The following is a 20,781-nucleotide window of genomic DNA, read 5'->3' as shown; positions in this document are numbered from 1 at the left end:
TGGCGCGAGTGACGGGACTCGAACCCGCGACCTCCGGCGTGACAGGCCGGCACTCTAACCAACTGAGCTACACCCGCTTGCGGAACGAACATGTGTCCGTTCCGAAGTGGCGCTGATGTACGGCGGCTGGATGGCGAAGTCAAGCACTCTGCGCCCACTATTGTATCGTTTTTACGAAAGCTGCGGAAAACCCGACCCTCGGGTTTTTCCCTAAGCCGCCTGCGATGTGGATAACTCCACGGATCTGTTGCAAGAAGACGGCTCGCTGCGTTTTTCGCGAAGCAGGCGACAACACATGCGCGCCGGTCATCCGCTGCGCTGGCCGAGAAGCGGCCATGCAAACAGCCGCTGCCCTTCCCGGCCCATGTCGCCAAAAGCAGCTTCGCGTGCAGAGGCAACATCAGGTGCCTTCTCCACCTTTCGGTATCGCTGATACGATCCACTCTCGACTGCAAAACACGTGCAGGCATTGTGATACGGGTTGTTCGTTCCGTCAGGCTTGAAGCTGATTGTCTTCGGTCGCCAACCCCTTTCAGACCTTCAATGCGAATGAACAGCCTTCTTGGACCCCGCATCTGAGGCCAGGTCAGCTCTATTCAAGCGTCTTGCGCAGCAGTACGAGATTGTCGAGCACCAGGTTTGAGCTCCAGATGAAGGAGGCATCTGCCTCTTCTGCGTCAAAAAGCTCGGTGAAGTTGGTGTAGGCCGGTTTGTTGTCCACCCCGACGGTGTCATTGGTATAGGCCACCGCATTCGGCCAGGCACTGTCATCGAAATCCGACGCCATCCAGTTGGAGGGCAGATCCCAGTAGGCCGCCGAAAAGGTGCTGCCATCCTGCGCCGAGGCCGTGCTGCAGTCGGAACTGTCGCGGATCTGTCCTTCTGCCACCAGACATCCCCGGTCCTGCAAGGGACTTATGTAGAATGTCTGAGCCCGCCAGTCCGTGTCCGTGATTGCGATGGTCTGTCCATTCGCATCCTGCAACTGCATCACGATCCCCGCATCGCCCGGATAATATCTGGATCCGCGTCCCGCTTAGGAGCCGAGCGCGAGGTTTTCCTCCCAATCGACCCCCATGACGGCAATGGTCAGCGGGCGGTCCGCCGTGAATTTCACGACACTGGCGTTGAAGGGGGTAAAGGGCACGGAATCGACAGCAATCAACCTGCCATTCACGTAAAGCTCGAAATAGTTGTCGCCAAAGACATAGGCTGTGAAGGCTTCTGATCCGCCTGTATCAAAGGTTTCGATCGCATCCAGGTTCACATCGCCGAGCGTATCGGGTTCGACACCGGCACAGGCATTGTAAAGATCCGGTGCATGGGGCGCGGTCTGATACTGCGTGGCGGCAGGAACGGTGCGAAGCGTACCGTCATCCGAAACGATCTCGCCGACGGCGCTGGGGCGCGATCCCTGCCCGCAGTCGATCAGGCCCGCAATCACAGTCTTCGCCGGACCGGTCGAGAAATGGACTTCTTGCGCAAGAACAGGCGCAGCACCCAGGGTTGTTGCGACCACCAGGGTCAGACACGTGAGTTTCATGGATTGAATCCTTCGAAGGTTTTGCTGCAAGTGAACGCGCAAATCCGGTGCGCAATGACCGTGACGGGCCGCACCACGCCGCCAGCATGACCATGGCCCGGACAATGCGAAAATCTGCATGTCCGGGCCATGGGTAGGGTCAGGTCGGCCTATTCGCTGCGAATGGCCCACGTCTGATACGATGACAGGCTGTCTTCACAGGTCTCCAGCGACAGATTCTTGATCTGGTTTTCCTTGCTGCGGCCGAACCTTGTGTCTTCGGCCAGCGTCAGACACATGTCGGTTGCCGAAGCAGGCGTGATCACCCCTTCGCCGGAGAACACGAAGGACTGAGCCGCGCTGCTGTCACAAGTGGCCAGATCGATCTTTGTTCCGGCTTCGACGGATGAATACTCCGCGCAGACTTCGAATTTCGGCATGTAGAGAGTGCCATCGGCGAACTTGTCCGCGTCAAAGATCTGATCGACTCCAAGCGCGCCCAGCGGGCTGTAGCAGGTATGGCCCTGCAGACCGCTTTCAGGCTTGGCGTCCCAGCCTTTTGCGCCCCCGATGTCGAGGCAATAGCCGTTTTGAATGTTGTCGTGTTTGTCGGTCAGATAGATCTCCACTTCGTCGGCCTGGGCGGCGACAGCGGACAGGAAGGTGGCCGCGATGGCGGCGCAGAGCATATGTTTCATCATGAGTTTCTCCATTTGATCAGGTCTGGTTTGCGTTTCAGTCCCCCGTTTGGGGCCGCAGAAAGTCTTGGAAAGGCTCAACGTACGCAGCGCACGAGGTTGTCAGAGCGGTTGTAGTCGCAGGCGTTGACGGAGCATGTGGTCTCTTCGGTCATGTTCTGACCAATGAGTGTCTTGATTGAGGCCCGTTGTGCGCCCGCGCCGTGCCAATCGGTGTATTCGATCTGCTCTCCCGCCTTGCTGAGCGCTTTTCCGAAGGCGATCACATTGGCGTAGTTCTTGAAGTCGCCGAAGGTAGTGCTGGTCCAGAAGTCGAGGCTTTCAGCATCCTTGGTCAGTGTAAAGATCGTCTCATCAATCGCCGGAAACCCCGTGCGACGGTAGTCAACGATGCTCTGAAGTTCCTTTGTGTTGGGCAGATACCAGTCATCATGGCCGCCAAGCTCAAGCGCCTCGCAATAGGCGAGCGCATCGGCCCATTCGCGGCGGGTGGCATCTTCGGCCTGTTGCCACATGCGCCCCGTGGCCGCGTCGGTGACCGTGCCGTTGCCGTTGTCTTCAAAGCTGTTCACACCGTAAACGTCTTCCTCGCCGCTGACACAGCGGACATAATTGCCCGGCGCCTTGCCGTCGGCAGGGCCATTGGGCAGACCGCTGCTGATCGCTTCGCCACCGGTGTAGAAATCCAGACCGGTACCATAGGCCTTGATGTGCCCATCGGCGAAGTTGAAGCCAAAAGCCCCCTGATTGCGTTCGTTCATTACCGGGCCTTTGACATAGAGCGTGCTGCTCCAGTACTGCCCGGCGAAAGGCAAGCCCTGCGGATACTCAAAGTCGAACACGGCGGTGTCGATATAAGGCGTCGGAGTGCCTTCCTCGGGTTTCAACAGCTCGCCGCGAAAATCCGCCAGCGAATAAAGTTCCTTGATCGAAGGCACGCGCCAATCGCTGCGACCCGCAATCTCCAGCGCCTCGCAATATGCCAATGCCTCGGCATATTGCAGCCGGGCAAATTTCGGTGTTTTCTGCCACAGCAAACCGGTGTTGTTGTCCAGTACCGACCCATCGCCTGTGTCACTGTAGGCTGCCGCGGTCCGGGCGTGCTGGCGGTCTTGCCCGTAAAGCGCTTCGCCTTCCGCCCGACACGTGATCTCGTCACCTGACAGGTCGAAACAGGTCTCCTGCATGGTGTCGACAAGCGGGTAGGTCAGTTCCTCCGCCGCAGCCGCATGCCAGGAAAAAATGAGCAGAACGGCAGAAACGGCCGCGCAAACAAAATTGTTCGGATTGGGGGCCACGAAAAAACGTCCTTTCGGGGTCGTTGCATATGCCAGCCCAAATGGCCTTACCTGCCGCAGAAGTCGTCCGCGCCGCTAAGTTCGTACGTTTCAGACCGCAGGCCCCTGCCCGTTCGCCTCTGGTTCAAGCAGAAATAACGGTTACCCGTTTCAGGCCATCAGATGCCGAGGTCGCCGGGTCGCGCGAGCTTGCGGCGGTATTGCGATGGCGTCCTGCCCGTCAGCTGTTTGAAAGCCGAGTTGAAGGAGGATTTGGAATTGAACCCGTTCGCATAGGCAAGTTGAAGAAGCGTCACGCCCGAGTTCTCCCGCTTCCGCATCGCCTGTTTGATCGCTTCGATCCGGTATTCATTCACCAGGATGTAAAAGCTTTTGTTGCGCCGGGTGGAGATGACCTCTGTCAGATGATGGCGGGGAACCGCCATGCGCTTTGCCAGATCCGCGATGGTCAGCTCGGCAGACAGATAGGGTCGCTCTTGTTTCATACAGGTTTCGAGCTTCAGCAGGATCCGTTCGGCACGTTCCTCGGTCAGTCCGGACCGGCTGTAGCGTTTCTTGGCGTCATCCCGCTGAACACTGTCGCCGACTGGCTCCACAGTTTCCCGCTTCGGCTTTTGCAAGTCAGGTGCGGCGATCCCCTGTCGAGGCTGTTCATCTTCTTCGGCGCGTCGGCCATCGTGCTGGCCAAACACCTGATCCTGCCTGAGGCCGAAGAAACTCAACCCCAGAATGATTGCAAACTGCGCCGGCAAATGCACCTGCAACAAGAAGGGAAGAGACAGTAGCGATGCCAGAAACAGCACAAGTGACACCGCAAAAAAGGCGGCAATCAACCAGAAAAGCCATTTGAGAGTGACATGAGAGGGCAAACTGGAAAAATGTTGGTTCACGTCCCGGCCGTGCTGCCACAACCTCCGCACCACGAGGACGGAATATGAAAGCATCAAAGCAAGATTGAAAGCCCCCACAAGCCGCGTGCTGGTATCGAAGACCATATGCTCCGGGTGGGGCGGCGACGGTGCCAAACCCGTCGCGAGCTGTGCGGCGCTGACCACACCAAAGGGCAGAAAGTGGAGCAGATCTCGCTTCGTGAGTTTGTCGATATCCCCGGCAACAGCGCGAACGTACAGCCACATGAACGGCCCGAAAGTCAGCGGATAGATGAGATCAGCCTGTAAGACAGGAATGCGCAACTCAGGCCACAGACTCGCTGCCACTCCGCTGATCATGGGCAGTGCAATAAAGACCATCCAGACGGCCAGTATGCCATCGCTCAATGTGCATTTGGGTTTTGATATCAGAAACACGGTGGTAAAGAGTGCTTGCACCACTGCTGAAAATAGTAGGGTTTCCATCCTGAGCCGAGACTGTCCTCTGGCACGTTTCACCAGCGGAGTGTCTAACACTCGGATCGTCCGCCTGCAAAGCTGGCCATGTTCGATGACGGTGATTGTGATCGGCGGACAGATTACCGAAAAAATGACGGAATTCACGCGGCAAGGTCTGCGCAGGTAGAAACGGCCTGAACGCGGCCTGAGCAATCAGCTTGGCTTGCGCAAGCCCATGTCTCCCTCGACTGGCCCACCGACCGGAACATCGAACCAAGACTTTGTTTTCAAGGGGAATGGTGGGCGATGAGAGACTCGAACTCCCGACATCTTCGGTGTAAACGAAGCGCTCTACCAACTGAGCTAATCGCCCTCATTGAGGTGAGACGCCTTTTAGGGTGTCCCCCGGCGCTTGGCAAGAGCAAAAACCGAAGACCGCTGAATATCACACAGCTGACCCGTCCAGTGGACATTGCGGCCGGCCGCAGGGCCTGCCGGCTTCCGCAGGGCGATCCCGGTCAGCGGAACCGGTAGGCGAATTGCAGCATGTCCGTGAGGCCACGCTGCGGATTGTCTGCGGCAAGACCGTTCCGGTTGAAGAACTGCACCAGGCGGGCGATACCCTGCTGGTCGTCCGGCCCCCTGGGCGGTGGCTGGTCCATGAGCTTTGCGGCGATGATCCAGGACATCGTCCGCCGGAAACGCTTCTGGTTGGCGCTGAACTCGGGGTTGCTGGCCGCACGCTCGAACAGGCCGCCCCAGGCCTGGTTGACGGCATCGTTGATGGCTTCGACCCGGATGAACCCCGCCTTGTTCGGACTGCGTGCCTTGTTGAGGAGGTGGTCGATGTTGTAACCGGCCAGATCCGAGGCCGTCGCCTTGATACCGTAGACCTGTTCGGCAAATCCGAGCCAGGCTTTCTGGTAGGAGGAATACCCTGCCCGCACCCAAACGCTGGCATTCTCGTCCGGATTTCCGGGTTTGCGCACGATCGCGACATTCTTCAGGCTGCGGCGTCCGGCCCGTTCGGGCGTGATCGTGTCGTCGTATCCGTCGAGAAACACCAGGCGGCCGAGTCTTTCGGGATGCTCGACCTGGACCTGGACAAGAGGATCGCGGACCCAGGCCTCAAATAGCGCCTGCTGGCGGCGGCTGATCATGGCTTGCAGCGACATGCCCGGTTCCCGTTCCGCGGCGCCAGGAGGGCGCCCTGACGCCCATCATAGCGGCGAAACCGCCGCCATGGCAGCCCCGGACGGGGAATTGACTGCCGAAAAATGAAAGACCCCGCATCCGGCTCCGGATGCGGGGTCTTTCGAAGAAAATCGCCTATGAGCGCCTTAGGCGTTCACAGCGTCTTTCAGGCCTTTGCCGGCCTTGAACTTCGGCGTCTTAGAAGCCGGGATCTGGATCGTATCGCCAGTCCGCGGGTTGCGGCCTTCAGTGGCTGCACGCTCGGAAACCGTGAAGTTGCCGAATCCGATGATGCGGACTTCGTCGCCGCTCTTCAGCGTGTGCGTGACAACTTCAAAAGTTGCGTCAACTGCTTCGCCTGCCTGCGCCTTGGTGAGGCCGGTCTTTTCTGCAACAGCTGCGATCAGATCGTTCTTATTCATAGCAGATACCTTTCTAAGAAACGGCAGAGTGCCGACGATTCCTGTCAGCGCCGTTGCGCGAAATTCGGGTGATTTGACTCGAAACGCAAGGCTTTTTTTCGCAGAAAACAGCCATTTCGACCGGTTTTTCAAAAGAAAAGCCCCGGTTTTGCCGGGGCTTTCCTGTTTTTGCGATGCAGCAAGGCTATTAGTGGGCCAGAACACCCGACGTGTCGTCTTCTTTTCCACTCGCCTTGGTTGCCGCTTCCGCGGCAGTTTCATCCCATTCGATCGGCTCGGGCAAACGGACAAGCGCGTTTTTCAGCACCTCCTCCATGCTCGAGACCGGGATGATCTCAAGCGAGTTCTTGACCGAATCCGGGATCTCCGCCAGGTCCTTGGCGTTGTCTTCCGGGATCATCACCAGCTTGATGCCGCCACGCAGCGCTGCCAGAAGTTTCTCCTTCAGACCGCCGATCGGCAGGATCCGGCCCCGCAGGGTGATCTCGCCGGTCATGGCCACGTCCCGGCGAACCGGAATGCTGGTCAGGGTCGAGATCACCGCCGTTGCCATGGCGATACCGGCGGACGGACCGTCCTTCGGCGTCGCCCCTTCCGGAACGTGAACGTGAATATCCTTCTTGTCGAAGGTCGGCGGTTCAATGCCGTAGGCGATCGCCCGGGAGCGGACATAGGAGGCCGCCGCCGAAATCGATTCCTTCATCACGTCCTTCAGGTTGCCGGTCACGGTCATCTTGCCCTTGCCCGGCATCATCACGCCCTCGATGGTGAGCAGTTCACCACCGACTTCCGTCCAGGCAAGACCGGTGACGACACCGACCTGATCCTCGAGTTCCACTTCGCCGTACCGATAGCGCGGCACGCCGAGATACTCCTCGACAACCTCCATCGTGACCCTGACGCTTTTCTTGTCGTTCATCAGGATATCCTTGACCGCCTTACGGGCCAGGGTCGCCATTTCGCGTTCGAGGTTACGCACACCGGCTTCGCGGGTGTAGCGGCGAACCACGAACTGCAACGCGTCATCATCGATGGAGAACTCGCCTTCGCGCAGGCCATGATCCTTTTCCGCCTTCAGGATCAGGTGCCGGCGGCAGATTTCCACCTTCTCCTGCTCCGTGTAGCCGGCGATCCGGATGATCTCCATGCGGTCCATCAGCGGACCCGGAATGTTCAGCGTGTTCGCCGTGGTCACGAACATGACGTCCGAAAGATCGTACTCGACCTCCAGGTAGTGATCCATGAACGACGAGTTCTGTTCCGGATCGAGCACTTCCAGAAGTGCCGAGGACGGGTCGCCGCGGAAGTCCATGCCCATCTTGTCGATTTCATCGAGCAGGAAGAGCGGGTTGGACTTCTTCGCCTTCTTCATCGACTGGATGACCTTGCCGGGCATCGAGCCGATGTAGGTGCGCCGGTGACCGCGGATTTCGGCTTCATCGCGCACGCCGCCGAGCGACATGCGGACAAATTCACGGCCGGTCGCCTTGGCGATCGACTTGCCGAGCGAGGTCTTGCCGACACCGGGAGGACCGACGAGACACAGGATCGGTCCGCGCAGCTTGTTGGCCCGGCTCTGCACCGCGAGATATTCGACGATCCGCTCCTTGACCTTATCCAGACCGTAGTGATCCGTGTCGAGCACCTTTTCGGCAAAGCTGAGGTCGTGTTTGACCTTGGACTTCTTGCTCCACGGAATACCGATCAGCCAGTCCAGGTAGTTGCGCACGACGGTCGCTTCCGCGGACATCGGGCTCATCTGCTTGAGCTTCTTGATTTCCGCAGCGGCGCGCTCGCGCGCTTCCTTGGTCAGCTTGGTCTTCTTGATCTTTTCTTCGAGTTCGGCCACCTCGTCCCGGCCGTCCTCGCTGTCGCCCAGTTCCTTCTGAATGGCCTTCATCTGCTCATTCAGATAGTACTCGCGCTGGGTCTTCTCCATCTGGCGCTTGACGCGGGACCGGATGCGTTTTTCCACCTGCAGGACGGAGATTTCGCTCTCCATCATGCCAAGCACACGCTCGAGCCGTTCCGCGACGGAGACGACGCCGAGGATCTCCTGCTTTTCCGGGATCTTGATCGCCAGATGCGAGGCGATGGTGTCGGCCAGCTTGGAATAATCGTCGATCTGGTTGACCGCGCCGAGCACTTCCGGTGAAACCTTCTTGTTCAGCTTCACGTAGTTCTCGAATTCGGAGACGACGGACCGCGCCAGCGCTTCGACCTCGATGTCCTCGCCCTCGCGCTCCGGCAGCACGGTCGCGGAGGCCTCGAAATAATCGGTCCGGTCGGAATATTCGCCGATCTCGGCACGCGCACCGCCTTCAACCAGCACCTTGACCGTGTTGTCCGGCAGCTTCAGCAGCTGCAGCACGGTTGCCAGGGTGCCGACATTGTAGATCTGGTCCGGATTCGGGTCGTCATCCGCCGCATTCATCTGGGTCGCCAGAAGAATGTGCTTGTCCGTGGTCATGACTTCTTCGAGCGCCTTGATCGACTTCTCGCGGCCGACAAACAGCGGCACAATCATGTGCGGGAAGACAACAATGTCACGCAGGGGCAAGACTGGATAGACAGCCGTGCCGTCCTGAGACGTGCTGTCGTGATCTGTGGCGCGAGTTTCTGCGTCGCTCATTTTTTTTCCTTTCTCGGCGTGTTTCGGCCCCACTCGATAAAAAGGCAACCAAAACACTTGAATACGGCTCCTGGACTGACATGTCCCGGTGGCCTGACCGCAGCACCCCGATCGGGCGCACTGACGATCCGCGCAAGCCGTCCGTTGACCTATTAGGTGGACACCTGACCTGCCGGTGTCAAGGCAATCGGGTTACGACGCCAGGTCTTGTCTGTTGACGAACAGCGCCTCCGGTGGAAAACGTGTTTCGAACAGCGCGAACACCTCAAAAGCAAAATGCCGCTCCCGGAGAAGCGGCACTTGATCTTTGTTCAGTTCAACTCATCCCGCCCGGCGCATCAGGCACTTGTGGCGGACGTCTCTTCCCGATCCTCGTAGATATAGAGCGGCCGGGCTTCGCCTTTCACCACTTCGGGAGAAATGACGACTTCCTTCACGCCCTTCAGGCCGGGGAGTTCGTACATGGTGTCGAGCAGAATTGATTCCAGAATGGAACGCAGCCCGCGTGCGCCGGTCTTGCGCTCGATCGCCCTGCGGGCAATCGCCTTGAGGGCTTCCTCGTGGAAGGACAGTTCCACCTGTTCCATCTCGAACAGCCGCTGGTACTGCTTGACGAGCGCGTTTTTCGGCTCCGTCAGGATGGTCACCAGGGCATCCTCGTCGAGATCTTCCAGCGTCGCGATCACCGGCAACCGGCCGACGAACTCCGGAATGAGACCGAACTTCAGCAGGTCTTCCGGTTCCAGAACGGAAAACAGCTCACCGATCCGCCGGTCTTCCGGGGCGTGAACCTGCGCCTGGAACCCGATGGACGTCTGGGTGCCGCGATCGGAAATGATCTTGTCCAGTCCGGCGAACGCGCCGCCGCAGATGAACAGGATGTTGGTGGTGTCCACCTGCAGGAATTCCTGCTGCGGATGCTTGCGGCCGCCCTGCGGCGGAACGGAAGCCACCGTGCCTTCCATGATCTTCAGGAGCGCCTGCTGCACACCTTCACCGGACACGTCCCGGGTGATCGACGGATTGTCCGCCTTGCGGCTGATCTTGTCGACTTCATCGATGTAGACGATGCCGCGTTGGGCACGCTCGACATTGTAGTCGGCGGACTGCAGCAGCTTCAGGATGATGTTCTCGACATCTTCGCCCACGTAACCGGCTTCGGTCAGCGTGGTTGCGTCGGCCATCGTGAAGGGAACGTCCAGGATGCGGGCAAGGGTCTGCGCCAGAAGCGTCTTGCCGCAACCGGTCGGTCCGACCAGCAGGATGTTCGACTTTGCCAGTTCCACATCGTTGCTCTTCGATGCGTGATTGAGGCGCTTGTAGTGATTGTGGACCGCGACGGAGAGCACCTTCTTGGCACTGCCCTGCCCGATCACGTAATCGTCCAGAACGTCGCGAATTTCCTGAGGGGTCGGAATTCCGTCCCGCGACTTCACCAGCGAGGACTTGTTCTCCTCACGGATGATATCCATGCACAGCTCGACACATTCATCGCAGATGAAAACAGTCGGGCCGGCGATCAGCTTGCGCACTTCATGCTGGCTCTTGCCGCAGAAGGAACAGTAGAGCGTATTCTTTGAATCGCTGCCGCTGGCCTTGGTCATGTATTCAACCTCGCGTTATGGGGAGTGTTTCCCCTTATCTGTCCGGTTGCGGCCAAACGATGGCGGAACCGGTTCTGAAGCGACTCCAGATATCGCTTCACAATATGATGTCATCATGCTTCGCCATTAAAAATCAATATAGGTTTAAGGCAAAGATGAAAACCCGGCATCTCCTGGGGAATTTCCGGTCTTAATCGTGAATTTTCACATCCATGCTTAAGACCGGGTAATTCCGGTCAGCTCTCGCTGTCACCGCCAAGCGTCAGCCGGTCGGTGATTACCTTGTCGACAATGCCGAATTCCTTCGCCCTTTCGGCAGTCATGAAATTGTCGCGTTCCAGCGCGGTTTCCACCTGGTCCAGGCTCTGGCCGGTATGCTTCACGTAGATGTCATTCAGCCGGCGCTTCATGGCCAGGATTTCCTGTGCATGCAGCATGATGTCGGCTGCCTGGCCACGGAAACCGCCGGACGGCTGGTGCACCATCACGCGTGCATTCGGCAGAATGAAACGCATGTCCTTTTCGCCCGCTGCCAGCAGCAGCGAGCCCATGGACGCCGCCTGGCCGATGCACAGCGTCGACACGGCGGGACGGATGAACTGCATCGTATCATAGATCGCAAGCCCGGAAGTCACGAGTCCACCCGGGGAATTGATGTAGATGGCGATTTCCTTGCTCGGGTTCTCCGCTTCCAGGTAAAGAAGCTGGGCGCTGACAAGGGTGGCCATGTGATCTTCGACCGGACCGGTCAGGAAGATGATGCGCTCCTTCAGCAGGCGCGAGAAGATATCGAACGCCCGCTCGCCACGGTTTGTCTGTTCGACAACCATCGGTACGAGCGTGTTCATGTAGATATCGACAGGATCCTTCATGCCTCATCCATATGCTTGAGAGAATGCCCGGATGAATCGCGGGCAGGACACAGACCGAGAAGCGCATCGTTTCAGGGCCTGACTCGAAAAAAGCGACACCCCGTATATATGGGATGTCGCCCTCAACGCAAAGTCATGACAGGTGCGGCGTGAAAGCAAGGTTAAATCCGGCGCCGCATCTGGGGATTACAGGGACAAAGTCGCTTACGCGTCGTCCTCGTCCTCGGCCACGAGCTTCTCCAGCTCTTCCTTGGTCACCGTCTTGTCGGTCACCTTGGCGAGTTCCAGCATGAAGTCGATGACTTTTTCCTCGTAGATCGGCGCGCGCAGGCTCGCCAGGGCCTGCTGGTTGTTCTTGTAGAATTCGAACACCTGCTGTTCCTGGCCCGGGAACTGGCGGACGCGGTCATACAGCGCCCGCTGAATTTCCTCGTCGGTCACCTGGATGTTGTTCTTCTCGCCGATTTCGGAAAGCACGAGACCGAGACGGACACGGCGCTCGGCGATCTTGCGGTATTCCGCCTTCGCCTCTTCTTCCGTGGTGTCTTCGTCCTCGAAGGTCTTTTCGTTGCGCTTCATGTCTTCTTCGACCTGTTTCCAGACGATGTCGAATTCGGACTCGAGCAGCTTGGACGGCAGTTCGAAGGAATAATGCTCGTCGAGCTTGTCCAGAAGCTGGCGCTTGACCCGCTGGCGGGTCATCTGACCGAACTGGCCCTCGATCTGGCCACGAACGATTTCCTTCAGCTTGTCGAGCGACTCAAGGCCGAGGCCCTTGGCAAACTCGTCGTCGATCTTGGCTTCGCCCGGCGCGGCAACTTCCTTGACGGTCACGTCGAAGGCGGCGGACTTGCCGGCAAGATGTTCTGCCGGATAGTCCTCGGGGAAGGACACCTCGACAACTTTCTCGTCGCCGGCCTTGACGCCGATGAGCTGCTCTTCGAAGCCCGGAATGAACTGGCCGGATCCCAGAACGAGCTGGCCGTTCTCGTCTGCCCCGCCTTCGAACGGCTCGCCGTCGATCTTGCCCAGATAGGACATGGTCACGCGGTCACCATCTTTGGCGGCACCCTTCTTGGCGTCGAACGGTGTGTTGTTCTTGGCGATCTCGGCAACCTGGTCGGTGACTTCCTCTTCGGCGATCTCGACGACCGGACGCTCGATTTCGATTCCGGAGAAATCGACGATCTCGAACTCGGGCAGAACATCGTAGGTCATCTTGAAGGACAGGTCGGCGTCGCCGGCCAGGATCTTCTCGGCATCATCTTCCGGCAGATCGATCTCCGGGGTCAGAGCCGGGCGCTCGGAGCGCTCCTCGACGGCCTTCTGGGTGGTTTCCTGGATGGTATTCGACAGGATTTCGGCCATGGCCTGACGGCCATACATCTTTTTCAGATGGCCGAGCGGAACCTTGCCCGGACGGAAGCCCTTGATGTTGGCCTTGGATTTCATGTCGGCCATGTAGTCGTCGAGCTTGGTGGCGAGATCGCCAGCCGGAATGTCGATTTTCAGCTCGCGCTTGAGGCCTTCGGAGAGGGTTTCGGTTACCTGCATGGGTTTTGTCGTCCTCGATCCCGAGCGGCAGTCCGCCCCGGAGGTTTCGTTATTTGATTCCGTGTGCCGCATTGCCCGCGCCTCCCTTTTTCCGGAAGCGTCCAAACGGCGATGCCTCGCCCCGAACGGAGTCCGGGACGCACGATGGGAGCGCGATAAAGGCTGGGGTGGAAAGTGTCAAGGGGAGAGCCCCCGATTGTGGCGCGCTCGCGGACAGATCCAACCCCGGAATCGGCCGGCTGGAATCGGAATTACCCTTATTAAGAGAAATTTATTGTCTTGCGACCAAAAAGAGAACCCTTGATAGAAATTACAGGATCAAGTTGCGAAACAGCATCGGCAGCACAGGCCGGTGTCCACACCAGCCAGTGATGCCCTCAAGGAGCGCCAGCAACATGAGCAATGACTCCACCCCCTCCCTTCCGACGGCCAACTATTTCGCAGTTTCGATCACCAACAATACGGCAAAGTCTGGCGGGGGCCTGGAAAACTCAAAGCTCTTTCTTTCCCTGGTGAGCCAGGCCCGGGCCTATAAGTTCATCAAGCACAAGAACTCCAATAACAAAAAGGTCTATCTGGCGACAACCGATACCCCGACCGGCGGCACCGTGGCTTCCATCCCGCTGTCGGACCTGATCAACCAGATTGAAGACAGCCTTGGATTTTACGTGCAGGTCTTCGACGGCTCCCCGATTGAATTCACCGGCGGCCGGCTCTACTTCGCGGCCGAGGCCGACGCGGTGCCATATTCATCCGGCGCGCCCGGCGGCATCAGTCCGGACGCCGGGTTTGACTTCGATTTCATCGAGTTCACCGTCGACAGCACGACCAACCAACTCAATCTTGACACGACGCAGGTCGACCAGTTCGGCATGCCGATCTACCTGCAGGTCGACCCGGCGGTGCCTGATTTCGCAAACGGCACCGGTATCGTGCAGAATCTGACTCGCGAAGGCTACGAAGGTTCGACAAGCGCGGTCGATGGCGGCATCATCGGCGCTTTCAAGAATTATTGCTCAGGCTCGACTTCACCGTTCACGGCCTATCAAGGCGTCGCGCCCGCCGCTGCGCCGGCCGTGCAGCGTCTGCTCGCACCGCAGCATGTCATCGACGCCGCTTCCGGGGACCAGTCGGCCGCCGGCCTGCGTGCCGCATTCGACGAGGCGCTCTACAGACTGTTCAATCGCTATTGTTCCAGCACCGGCGGGGGTGGACAAACGCTCTACCTGACCGGCAACGGAAACAATGGCTTCGAGATTTTCGCCGGAACAGTGATCACAGACTTCGAAATGGAAGACAACACGGGCACCAGGACGACCTACACGGTCTTCCAGTTCACCGGTACGGGTTACGAATACCTGGGCAGTGATTCCACCTTGAGCCCGGTCGGCTCCGGCGGCAAGGCGGTCTATCAGATTTACTATCCGTATTTCAGTGACAACGACAGCAACACCTTCAATACGGCCCTGACCTCTGCTTCCAAGGCGCCCTTCTGGTTCGGCGGTTTTCCGAAGGCATCCACCGAATACAACCTGCCGATCACTTCGGCCGGCCGCATGGTTTTCGGCGCAAGTGGCTGTTTCGCCGACAACAGTTCTCAGAACGCCTACTATCAAACCAAGGCAGAGATGCCGGCAAATTTCGACCCGGTCATGCTTGGAAATCTCGAGAACCAGCTTGCGACAATGCTCAACCGTGGCGTCGCCCCGGACACCGGCAACACATGTCACCCGGTGAACCTGCATCCGCGCACCGGCTCAAACACCAACTACGACCTTATTTTCGTCGACCTGGCGAAGACACAGACAAAGACGACCGATCCGCTGCAGGGAACTTTGGCCGGCGCACAGATTTCCTACCATCCGGCAAGCTTGCAGCCTGGGCCCGGGCAGGCCCCTGTCTGGACCAGCCTCTCCGGAACAATCCACTTCTACGACAAGACCAAGGCCGAATACGTTGAAATTCAGACCTTCAAGGCCGACCGGAGCAACGTCACCACGTCCTTCACGCTGACGGCCGTTGCCTCTGCGGCAAACAAGGTCGACAGCGCAAACTTCGGCTTCGGCGGGGATGGCCAGGTCAATGCGATCCAGTTCGTCTGGGAAAGTGCGGTTGATCTGAACGGTTCAAACCCTCCGCAAGTCAGGTTCACTTTCGACAGCGGGCAGAAGACAGAGGAAGCGCATTACGCGACGCTGCGCCTGTTCACCCCGTATGACCAGACAAAAACATACACGTTTGCGACCGGCGACCTGGGACCAGGCAGCAAATTTTCCAGCGGATTGACCGGTGCGGTTTCTGCCAAGAAGCCGACCACCGGCATGACCATAAGCTCAATCGGCCTGAGCAATCCAACCTACGTCTATCAGGCCGATGCCAGTCAGCCGGATTCAATTGTCATCTACTCTCCGCAAGCGCTTCCGCAGGGCATCAACACGAGTATCCTGACATTCTCGACCTTCTATCCGGTCGATACCGCCAACGCGCCTGTCGGCGGGTGGAACGCCTATGCCGCCTTCTTCCACATCGGCAACCCCGCCAGCGCGTACCCGCCTCCAACAGTCGACGGCAAGGGCTACGCCTTCGCTTATGATGACAATGGCGGCTACAGTTCCGACATCACCGTCACACTGCCGGATTCGCAACCAGACAAACCCGCCGTCGCCACGGTATTGGAACTCACCTTGCTGCCCTGGTGGGCACCGTGGACACACGGCTTTGAATCCGAGCGCGGCTAGCGTTGGCAGGGTTTCTTCAGAAATCCGGATCTCATCGGCACGGCAGAGGACACCTGGGCCTTTCGTGCCGATAGCGCAGAATGCATGGCGCAGGTGAGAGGAGCGATCCAGAACCGCGCTCAAGCTGCCCGAAGGGCGGTAGCGCCAATAAAATGGTGCGGATGGAGGGACTTGAACCCCCACGCCTTGCGGCACCAGAACCTAAATCTGGCGTGTCTACCAATTTCACCACATCCGCATCATCAGGCACGCGCCCGTGATTGAAGCGGGGCCTTAATAGCACTGCTGTTTTTTCCGTCAAAGGAAAAACCAGCCCTCCCTCAGGCTGGTCCGGATCTCTCCACAAGCGCCCGGATCGCGGGTTTCAATGCGGGGGCAAGATCCTCCGCCGTCAGGCCCGGCCCGGCGTGCCGGCCAGCCTCGCCATGCAGCCAGACCGACTGGCAGGCGGCCTCGAATGCAGGAACGCTCTGGGCCAGAAGGCCGGCCACGATGCCGGCAAGCACGTCGCCCGATCCTGCGGTCGCCAGCCAGGGCGGGGCATTGCGGTTGATCGCGGCGCGCCCGTCCGGAGCCGCAATGACCGTATCGGCGCCCTTGAGAACAACGATTGCCCCGGACCTTTCGGCGGCCGCGCGGGCACGCGCGAGCTTGCCGCCGGTAAGATCGGGAAACAGACGGGCGAATTCGCCTTCATGCGGCGTCAGAACCGTCGATCCCGAACCGTTCGCCACCAGGGCGAACAGCGCCGCTGGGTCCTCGGAAAAGCTGGTCAACGCGTCCGCGTCCAGCACCGCCGCCCGACCGGCCTTCAGGAGAGCCGCGACGGCGGCGCGGGCCGCCTCTCCGACGCCGTAGCCCGGCCCGATCAGCACCGCGTTGAACCGCCGGTCATCCAGCATCCCCGAAATGGCGTCCACGTCGGCGACCTTTTTCAGCATCACCGCGGTCAGGTGGCTGGCATTGACCATCAGCGCGCCCGGCGGCGAGGCCAGCGTCACCAGCCCGGCGCCTGCCCTCAGCGCGGCGCCGGCGGACAGGCGCGCGGCACCGGTGGCCGAAACAGGCCCGCCGAACACAAGCGCATGTCCCCTGGAATACTTGTGCCCGCACGGGTCGGCTTGCGGCCACGCATCCAGCCACAGCGCCGGCACGTTGACGAAGGTTGCCGGGGCTATCTTATCAAGGACCTCGGCCTTGATTCCGATATCGGCCACGGCGATCGCGCCGCCAAGCGCCCTGCCCGGATAAAGCAGGTGACCGGGCTTTTCGCGGAAGAAGGTGACGCTCGTCGTCGCCTTGATCGCCTGCCCCGCAGCCGAGCCGTCCGCCCCGTTCACTCCCGACGGCAGGTCGACGGCAACAACAGGCCTGCCGGACGCTTTGACGGCGATAACGATGTCCGCGAGTGACCCCTCCAGCGGCCTGTCGAGACCGGCACCGAACAGGGCGTCGACGATCAGGTCCGCCCGATTCACCGCCGCGGCAAGATCCTCCGCAATCCGGCCGTTCACCAACAGGCTATCGTGCGGCAGGCCCATGCGCCGGAAGGCCTCCCGCGCATCGCCCTTCAGGCTGTCCGGTGACGCGAGCAGTCGCAGGTCGATGTCGTGACCGGATGCCTTCAGGCATCGCGCGGCGATGAAGCCGTCGCCGCCGTTGTTGCCCGGGCCGCACAGCACCAGAATGCGGGCGCCGGGAGACACCAGCCCGGCAGCGGCCCGCGCGACCGCCTGGCCTGCGTTTTCCATCAGGTCAATCCCGGAGACGCCTCCCTCGATGGTCCACCGGTCCGCCGACGCCATTTCCACCGGGGACAGGAGAGCTGCGGCGTGGCGACGAAAGTTTGGGGTCATCTGCGCAAATTTCCCTTTGCAATCATGGGCTTCACCATTTTGGCACGCCTCGCCCGGAACGAGGCCCAGTCCGTGTGGCCGGATCTTCCAATTGGCCGGATCTGTCGTCAGGCCCGTTTCAGCGGAACCGAAATGCTGACGGCCACGCCACTGGCGTTGAACTGCCTGTCGAACCTGCCACTCATTTCACCACCGATCAGAGCCTCGATGAGACGGCTTCCGAAGCCGAAAGTCTGCGGCGCGGCGACTTCCCTGCCCGTTTCTTCCCGCCAGTCCAGTTCCAGCCGCGCACCATCCGGACCGACCTCGGTTCTCCAGGTGACCTCGAAGCAGCCGCCATCATTGAAGACTTCCGAATATTTCATCGCATTGGTCGCCAATTCATGAAACACGAGCCCCAGCGCATGCGTCCCGGTTTCATCGAGCTGCACGGCCGGACCCTCCAGCCTGACGTTGCCGGCGCCGTCGCCGAACACCTGCTGGAGTTCCTGCAGCAGCAACGCCCTGAGATCGGCTTTCGCCCAATGTGAGCGTGTCAGCAGGTCCTGTGCGTTGGCCATTGCCTGCAGACGGGCCCCGAAGGATTCGCTGAACGCCTCCAGATCCTGTGATGCCCCGGCGGTCTGGCGGGCAATGGCCAGGATGCGCGCAATCGAATTCTTGATCCGGTGCTTCATTTCCTGAAGCATCAGATCCTTCTCCTGGATCGTTTTCTCCGACATCTCCTTCAACCGCCGGTTCGCTTCCCTGGCCTTCAGCCTTGAGCGGACGGAGACAGCCAGTGCCGCGGAAAAGAGCAGCGAGACGGCGCCGAGCATGAAAGTGCGCCAGTAGGCGAAACCGTTCTGCCGCGGCACGGCGTCGATAACGGAGATTTCCCACGCCCGGCCGCCGACATCGATCTGCCTGGTCACCAGGTAGGCCGCTTCCCCGGCCTTGTCGGAAAACGCCTCCGATTCAAACAGCAGCTCCGGCGCGGTGTCCGTGACATCCACGGTGCGCACCAGGACCGGAACCGGCGTCGGCAATGTCAGTGCGGCCGAGTGCAAATCTCCGGCCCGGAACGGCGCGTAGACGAAACCGTCGATGAAATCCTCTCCGTTGAAGGTTTCGCCCGATCGACCGCCGGCCGCGCTCAGCGGCAAATAAGCCAGAAAACCGGTTTGCTTTTCCTCGGTGATCTCCTGGACCAGCATGACCGGTGCGGACGCACTCACGTTGAGAGTGTCGGCGGAAGTGAGCATGGCCGTGCGGCGAACCGCGTCGCTGAACATGTCATAGCCCAGAGCGGCCTTGTTGCGAACGTCGAGGGGTTCCAGCAGAACGATCGGCGTCCGGTGGTCCTGCCCCTCCCGGGGCCAGACCGGACGCTCGAGATCGTAGTTCCGGCGCAGTTCGCGAACCGCCACGTCTTCGTTGCCGGACTTTATCAGCCGGGCGAACCCGATCCCCTGCATGCCCGACAGTTTCCCCTTCAGGAACAGGCCGAGGGCAAAGCTCTGAAACTTGCTCCGGGTGATTTCCGCGCCGTCGGCACCGAGAAACGAATGCGTCGCGACAATGAGCGAAAAATTCTGCTCGGTCCGGTCCCGGATACGGTCCACCGCATCGTCGGCAAGGATTTCGAATGCCTGCCGCTGCGAGGTCCGCTCGGACTCCAGAATGACGTAGGTAAGGGCCAGTCCAATCGCAGCGCTTGCCACAAACACGAGAAGTGGGATGTGCTTCTTCATACCCGCAGGTCCTATCAGAATGGCGAACATCGCAGGGGTAGAGAGTTCCCCGTTTGCTGACAACAGAAATCACGTTTCCAGCAAGCAGAACAGGCGTTTATAAACTCCTGAAGACTTTTCATGGCGATCCGGTGACACATTCCCCGAAGGCACCTTGAACAGTCCGGGTCAAGATTGGCCAGGTGCCGGCTCGCCGGAAGGACAGGCTTGAACCGCACACGTCAGTCCAGGGTCTCGAAGGAGCGCTGCCTGACGTTATAGTCGGCGCTCGGAAACACCAGTCTGTATTCCTCTCCGGATGCCGTCGCGGCGAATTCCGCATGACCGTTCAGGGACTGGGGCACAATCTGCTCGAGCAGCAGGCTGGAAAACTCGGCGCGCTTTTCCTCATGGTTCACCTGCCCGGCAAAAGCGGAATGCTCACCATCCGCGAGCCAGGTGACCACCAGTTCGTCGCCATCGTCGCCACGGCGGGTCCGGCAGGACAAGTGGATCTTCTGGGCTCCGGACAAGGGATTTCGGCGCCTTGACCGCAACAGCAGCTCATGAAATCCGAGCCCCATGTAAAGGGCCGCATTCGGCGTCAGCATCTCGTTGCCTCCCGAAAACGCGACTTCGGTCTTGCCGCCGGCGTGAGGAAGCGCGCTCTGCGCCTGTGCCAGTTCACGGACCCGGACACCGAACCAGTCGGCCTCCGTGACGAGATCCTGCGCATTTGACAGAGAGAATATACGCCCCCGGAATTCCGACAGAAAGTCTTCGGTCGACGTGGAATACCTGGCGGATTGCGTCGCGAGCCCCTGTATCACAGCCAGAAGGTTCTTGGACCGGTGACTGACTTCCAGCAGGAGGTCCTTGAGGATCTGCTCCCGCCGGCGCGTCTCCGTGATGTCGACGATGGTCGTCAGTACCTGCAGGCTCTTGTCCAGCGCCGGTACGGTTTCGACATGCATCTCGAATACCCGGTTCTTCCCTGCGGTCGCCTCGAGCTTGACCGGCTTTCCACTCGCCAGGGATGTTTTCTTGGCATCGGTCAGCCGCGCACCGAGCGATGTGCCGAACACGGTCTCGTCCGCCGGTGTCTCGCCGTTGGCGACCCTCCAGATCGAAGGAAGATTTGCGATATAGAGGTAGTTCAGCTGATCATCTTGCAACATCACGCAGGCGCGCGATCGCAGCAGGGCGAGAATGAGATATTCGCGAAGCTGATGATCAGACTGGCTGGCGTTGTGCCAAGTTAGCCTGCGCACTTTGATCCCCACACAATCGATACATCCGGATATGGGAAAATCGATAGGCCTTCCATGCGTCCGATGCGAGATATTTTTTC

At 59.7% G+C, this 20,781-nt stretch carries 15 protein-coding genes and 3 tRNA genes; 1 reads left to right on the top strand and 17 read right to left on the bottom strand.

What is annotated here, in order from left to right:
- The 13 genes from WNZ15_RS25465 to tig all read right to left on the bottom strand — a co-directional run bounded on the left by WNZ15_RS25465 (window position 1) and on the right by tig (window position 13,124).
- Window positions 1–77, bottom strand: a tRNA-Asp gene (locus tag WNZ15_RS25465).
- Window positions 78–592: 515 nt separating this feature from the next.
- The gene (locus tag WNZ15_RS25460) at window positions 593–991 is read right to left on the bottom strand and encodes a hypothetical protein (RefSeq protein ID WP_342895857.1); all 399 of its coding nucleotides are present in this window, start codon (window positions 989–991) and stop codon (window positions 593–595) included.
- 45 nt (window positions 992–1,036) lie between these two features.
- Window positions 1,037–1,543, bottom strand: a complete 507-nt coding sequence (locus tag WNZ15_RS25455) for a hypothetical protein (RefSeq protein ID WP_342895856.1) — start codon at window positions 1,541–1,543, stop codon at window positions 1,037–1,039.
- Between the two features lie 149 nt (window positions 1,544–1,692).
- A complete protein-coding gene (locus tag WNZ15_RS25450) occupies window positions 1,693–2,223 on the bottom strand; it encodes a ricin-type beta-trefoil lectin domain protein (protein WP_342895855.1) in 531 nt (176 codons plus the stop codon).
- A 74-nt stretch (window positions 2,224–2,297) separates the two neighbouring features.
- Window positions 2,298–3,518 carry a DUF1566 domain-containing protein gene (locus WNZ15_RS25445; protein WP_342895854.1) on the bottom strand — a complete coding sequence of 407 codons (1,221 nt, stop codon included), beginning with the start codon at window positions 3,516–3,518 and terminating at the stop codon, window positions 2,298–2,300.
- Window positions 3,519–3,676: 158 nt separating this feature from the next.
- Entirely contained in the window at window positions 3,677–4,873 is a 1,197-nt protein-coding gene (locus WNZ15_RS25440; protein WP_342895853.1) for a helix-turn-helix domain-containing protein, read from the bottom strand.
- 270 nt (window positions 4,874–5,143) lie between these two features.
- Window positions 5,144–5,219 (bottom strand) — tRNA-Val (locus WNZ15_RS25435).
- Between the two features lie 145 nt (window positions 5,220–5,364).
- Window positions 5,365–6,021, bottom strand: a complete 657-nt coding sequence (locus WNZ15_RS25430; RefSeq protein ID WP_342895852.1) for a hypothetical protein — start codon at window positions 6,019–6,021, stop codon at window positions 5,365–5,367.
- Between the two features lie 165 nt (window positions 6,022–6,186).
- Complete coding sequence (locus WNZ15_RS25425) at window positions 6,187–6,462, bottom strand: HU family DNA-binding protein (protein ID WP_342895859.1); 276 nt, start codon at window positions 6,460–6,462, stop codon at window positions 6,187–6,189.
- Between the two features lie 187 nt (window positions 6,463–6,649).
- Complete coding sequence (gene lon / locus WNZ15_RS25420) at window positions 6,650–9,094, bottom strand: endopeptidase La (protein WP_342895851.1); 2,445 nt, start codon at window positions 9,092–9,094, stop codon at window positions 6,650–6,652.
- A gap of 338 nt (window positions 9,095–9,432) precedes the next feature.
- Entirely contained in the window at window positions 9,433–10,698 is a 1,266-nt protein-coding gene (clpX, locus tag WNZ15_RS25415; RefSeq protein ID WP_342895850.1) for an ATP-dependent Clp protease ATP-binding subunit ClpX, read from the bottom strand.
- 236 nt (window positions 10,699–10,934) lie between these two features.
- Window positions 10,935–11,570, bottom strand: a complete 636-nt coding sequence (locus WNZ15_RS25410) for an ATP-dependent Clp protease proteolytic subunit (RefSeq protein WP_342895849.1) — start codon at window positions 11,568–11,570, stop codon at window positions 10,935–10,937.
- Between the two features lie 204 nt (window positions 11,571–11,774).
- Window positions 11,775–13,124: a trigger factor gene (gene tig, locus WNZ15_RS25405; RefSeq protein ID WP_342895848.1), complete on the bottom strand. Its 1,350-nt coding sequence runs from the start codon at window positions 13,122–13,124 to the stop codon at window positions 11,775–11,777.
- A 5-nt stretch (window positions 13,125–13,129) separates the two neighbouring features.
- Between tig and WNZ15_RS25400 the strand changes: the two genes are divergently transcribed.
- Complete coding sequence (locus WNZ15_RS25400) at window positions 13,130–15,862, top strand: hypothetical protein (protein ID WP_342895847.1); 2,733 nt, start codon at window positions 13,130–13,132, stop codon at window positions 15,860–15,862.
- Between the two features lie 153 nt (window positions 15,863–16,015).
- On the opposite strand, the gene WNZ15_RS25395 is transcribed toward WNZ15_RS25400, so the two are convergent.
- The 4 genes from WNZ15_RS25395 to WNZ15_RS25380 form a co-directional block, all read right to left on the bottom strand.
- Window positions 16,016–16,100 (bottom strand) — tRNA-Leu (locus WNZ15_RS25395).
- A gap of 82 nt (window positions 16,101–16,182) precedes the next feature.
- Window positions 16,183–17,718, bottom strand: a complete 1,536-nt coding sequence (locus WNZ15_RS25390; RefSeq protein ID WP_342895846.1) for an NAD(P)H-hydrate dehydratase — start codon at window positions 17,716–17,718, stop codon at window positions 16,183–16,185.
- A gap of 107 nt (window positions 17,719–17,825) precedes the next feature.
- The gene (locus WNZ15_RS25385; protein WP_342895845.1) at window positions 17,826–19,451 is read right to left on the bottom strand and encodes a CHASE domain-containing protein; all 1,626 of its coding nucleotides are present in this window, start codon (window positions 19,449–19,451) and stop codon (window positions 17,826–17,828) included.
- Window positions 19,452–19,672: 221 nt separating this feature from the next.
- Window positions 19,673–20,701 (bottom strand): sensor histidine kinase, encoded by a 1,029-nt coding sequence (locus WNZ15_RS25380; RefSeq protein WP_342895844.1) that lies wholly within the window; start codon window positions 20,699–20,701, stop codon window positions 19,673–19,675.
- Window positions 20,702–20,781 lie beyond the last annotated feature (80 nt).

The organism is Roseibium sp. AS2, assembly GCF_038900065.1.
Lineage (GTDB): Bacteria > Pseudomonadota > Alphaproteobacteria > Rhizobiales > Stappiaceae > Roseibium.
Note: the sequence above shows the minus strand (reverse complement) of the source record. Positions and strands in the feature narration are given on the sequence as shown.

Excerpts from the sequence above, each read along its gene's own strand:
- WNZ15_RS25460 (WP_342895857.1), bottom strand. The coding sequence starts at position 991 with ATGCAGTTGCAGGATGCGAATGGACAGACCATCGCAATCACGGACACG.
- WNZ15_RS25455 (WP_342895856.1), bottom strand. The coding sequence starts at position 1,543 with ATGAAACTCACGTGTCTGACCCTGGTGGTCGCAACAACCCTGGGTGCT.
- WNZ15_RS25450 (WP_342895855.1), bottom strand. The coding sequence starts at position 2,223 with ATGATGAAACATATGCTCTGCGCCGCCATCGCGGCCACCTTCCTGTCC.
- WNZ15_RS25440 (WP_342895853.1), bottom strand. The coding sequence starts at position 4,873 with ATGGAAACCCTACTATTTTCAGCAGTGGTGCAAGCACTCTTTACCACC.
- WNZ15_RS25430 (WP_342895852.1), bottom strand. The coding sequence starts at position 6,021 with ATGTCGCTGCAAGCCATGATCAGCCGCCGCCAGCAGGCGCTATTTGAG.
- WNZ15_RS25425 (WP_342895859.1), bottom strand. The coding sequence starts at position 6,462 with ATGAATAAGAACGATCTGATCGCAGCTGTTGCAGAAAAGACCGGCCTC.
- lon (WP_342895851.1), bottom strand. The coding sequence starts at position 9,094 with ATGAGCGACGCAGAAACTCGCGCCACAGATCACGACAGCACGTCTCAG.
- clpX (WP_342895850.1), bottom strand. The coding sequence starts at position 10,698 with ATGACCAAGGCCAGCGGCAGCGATTCAAAGAATACGCTCTACTGTTCC.
- WNZ15_RS25410 (WP_342895849.1), bottom strand. The coding sequence starts at position 11,570 with ATGAAGGATCCTGTCGATATCTACATGAACACGCTCGTACCGATGGTT.
- tig (WP_342895848.1), bottom strand. The coding sequence starts at position 13,124 with ATGCAGGTAACCGAAACCCTCTCCGAAGGCCTCAAGCGCGAGCTGAAA.
- WNZ15_RS25390 (WP_342895846.1), bottom strand. The coding sequence starts at position 17,718 with ATGACCCCAAACTTTCGTCGCCACGCCGCAGCTCTCCTGTCCCCGGTG.
- WNZ15_RS25385 (WP_342895845.1), bottom strand. The coding sequence starts at position 19,451 with ATGAAGAAGCACATCCCACTTCTCGTGTTTGTGGCAAGCGCTGCGATT.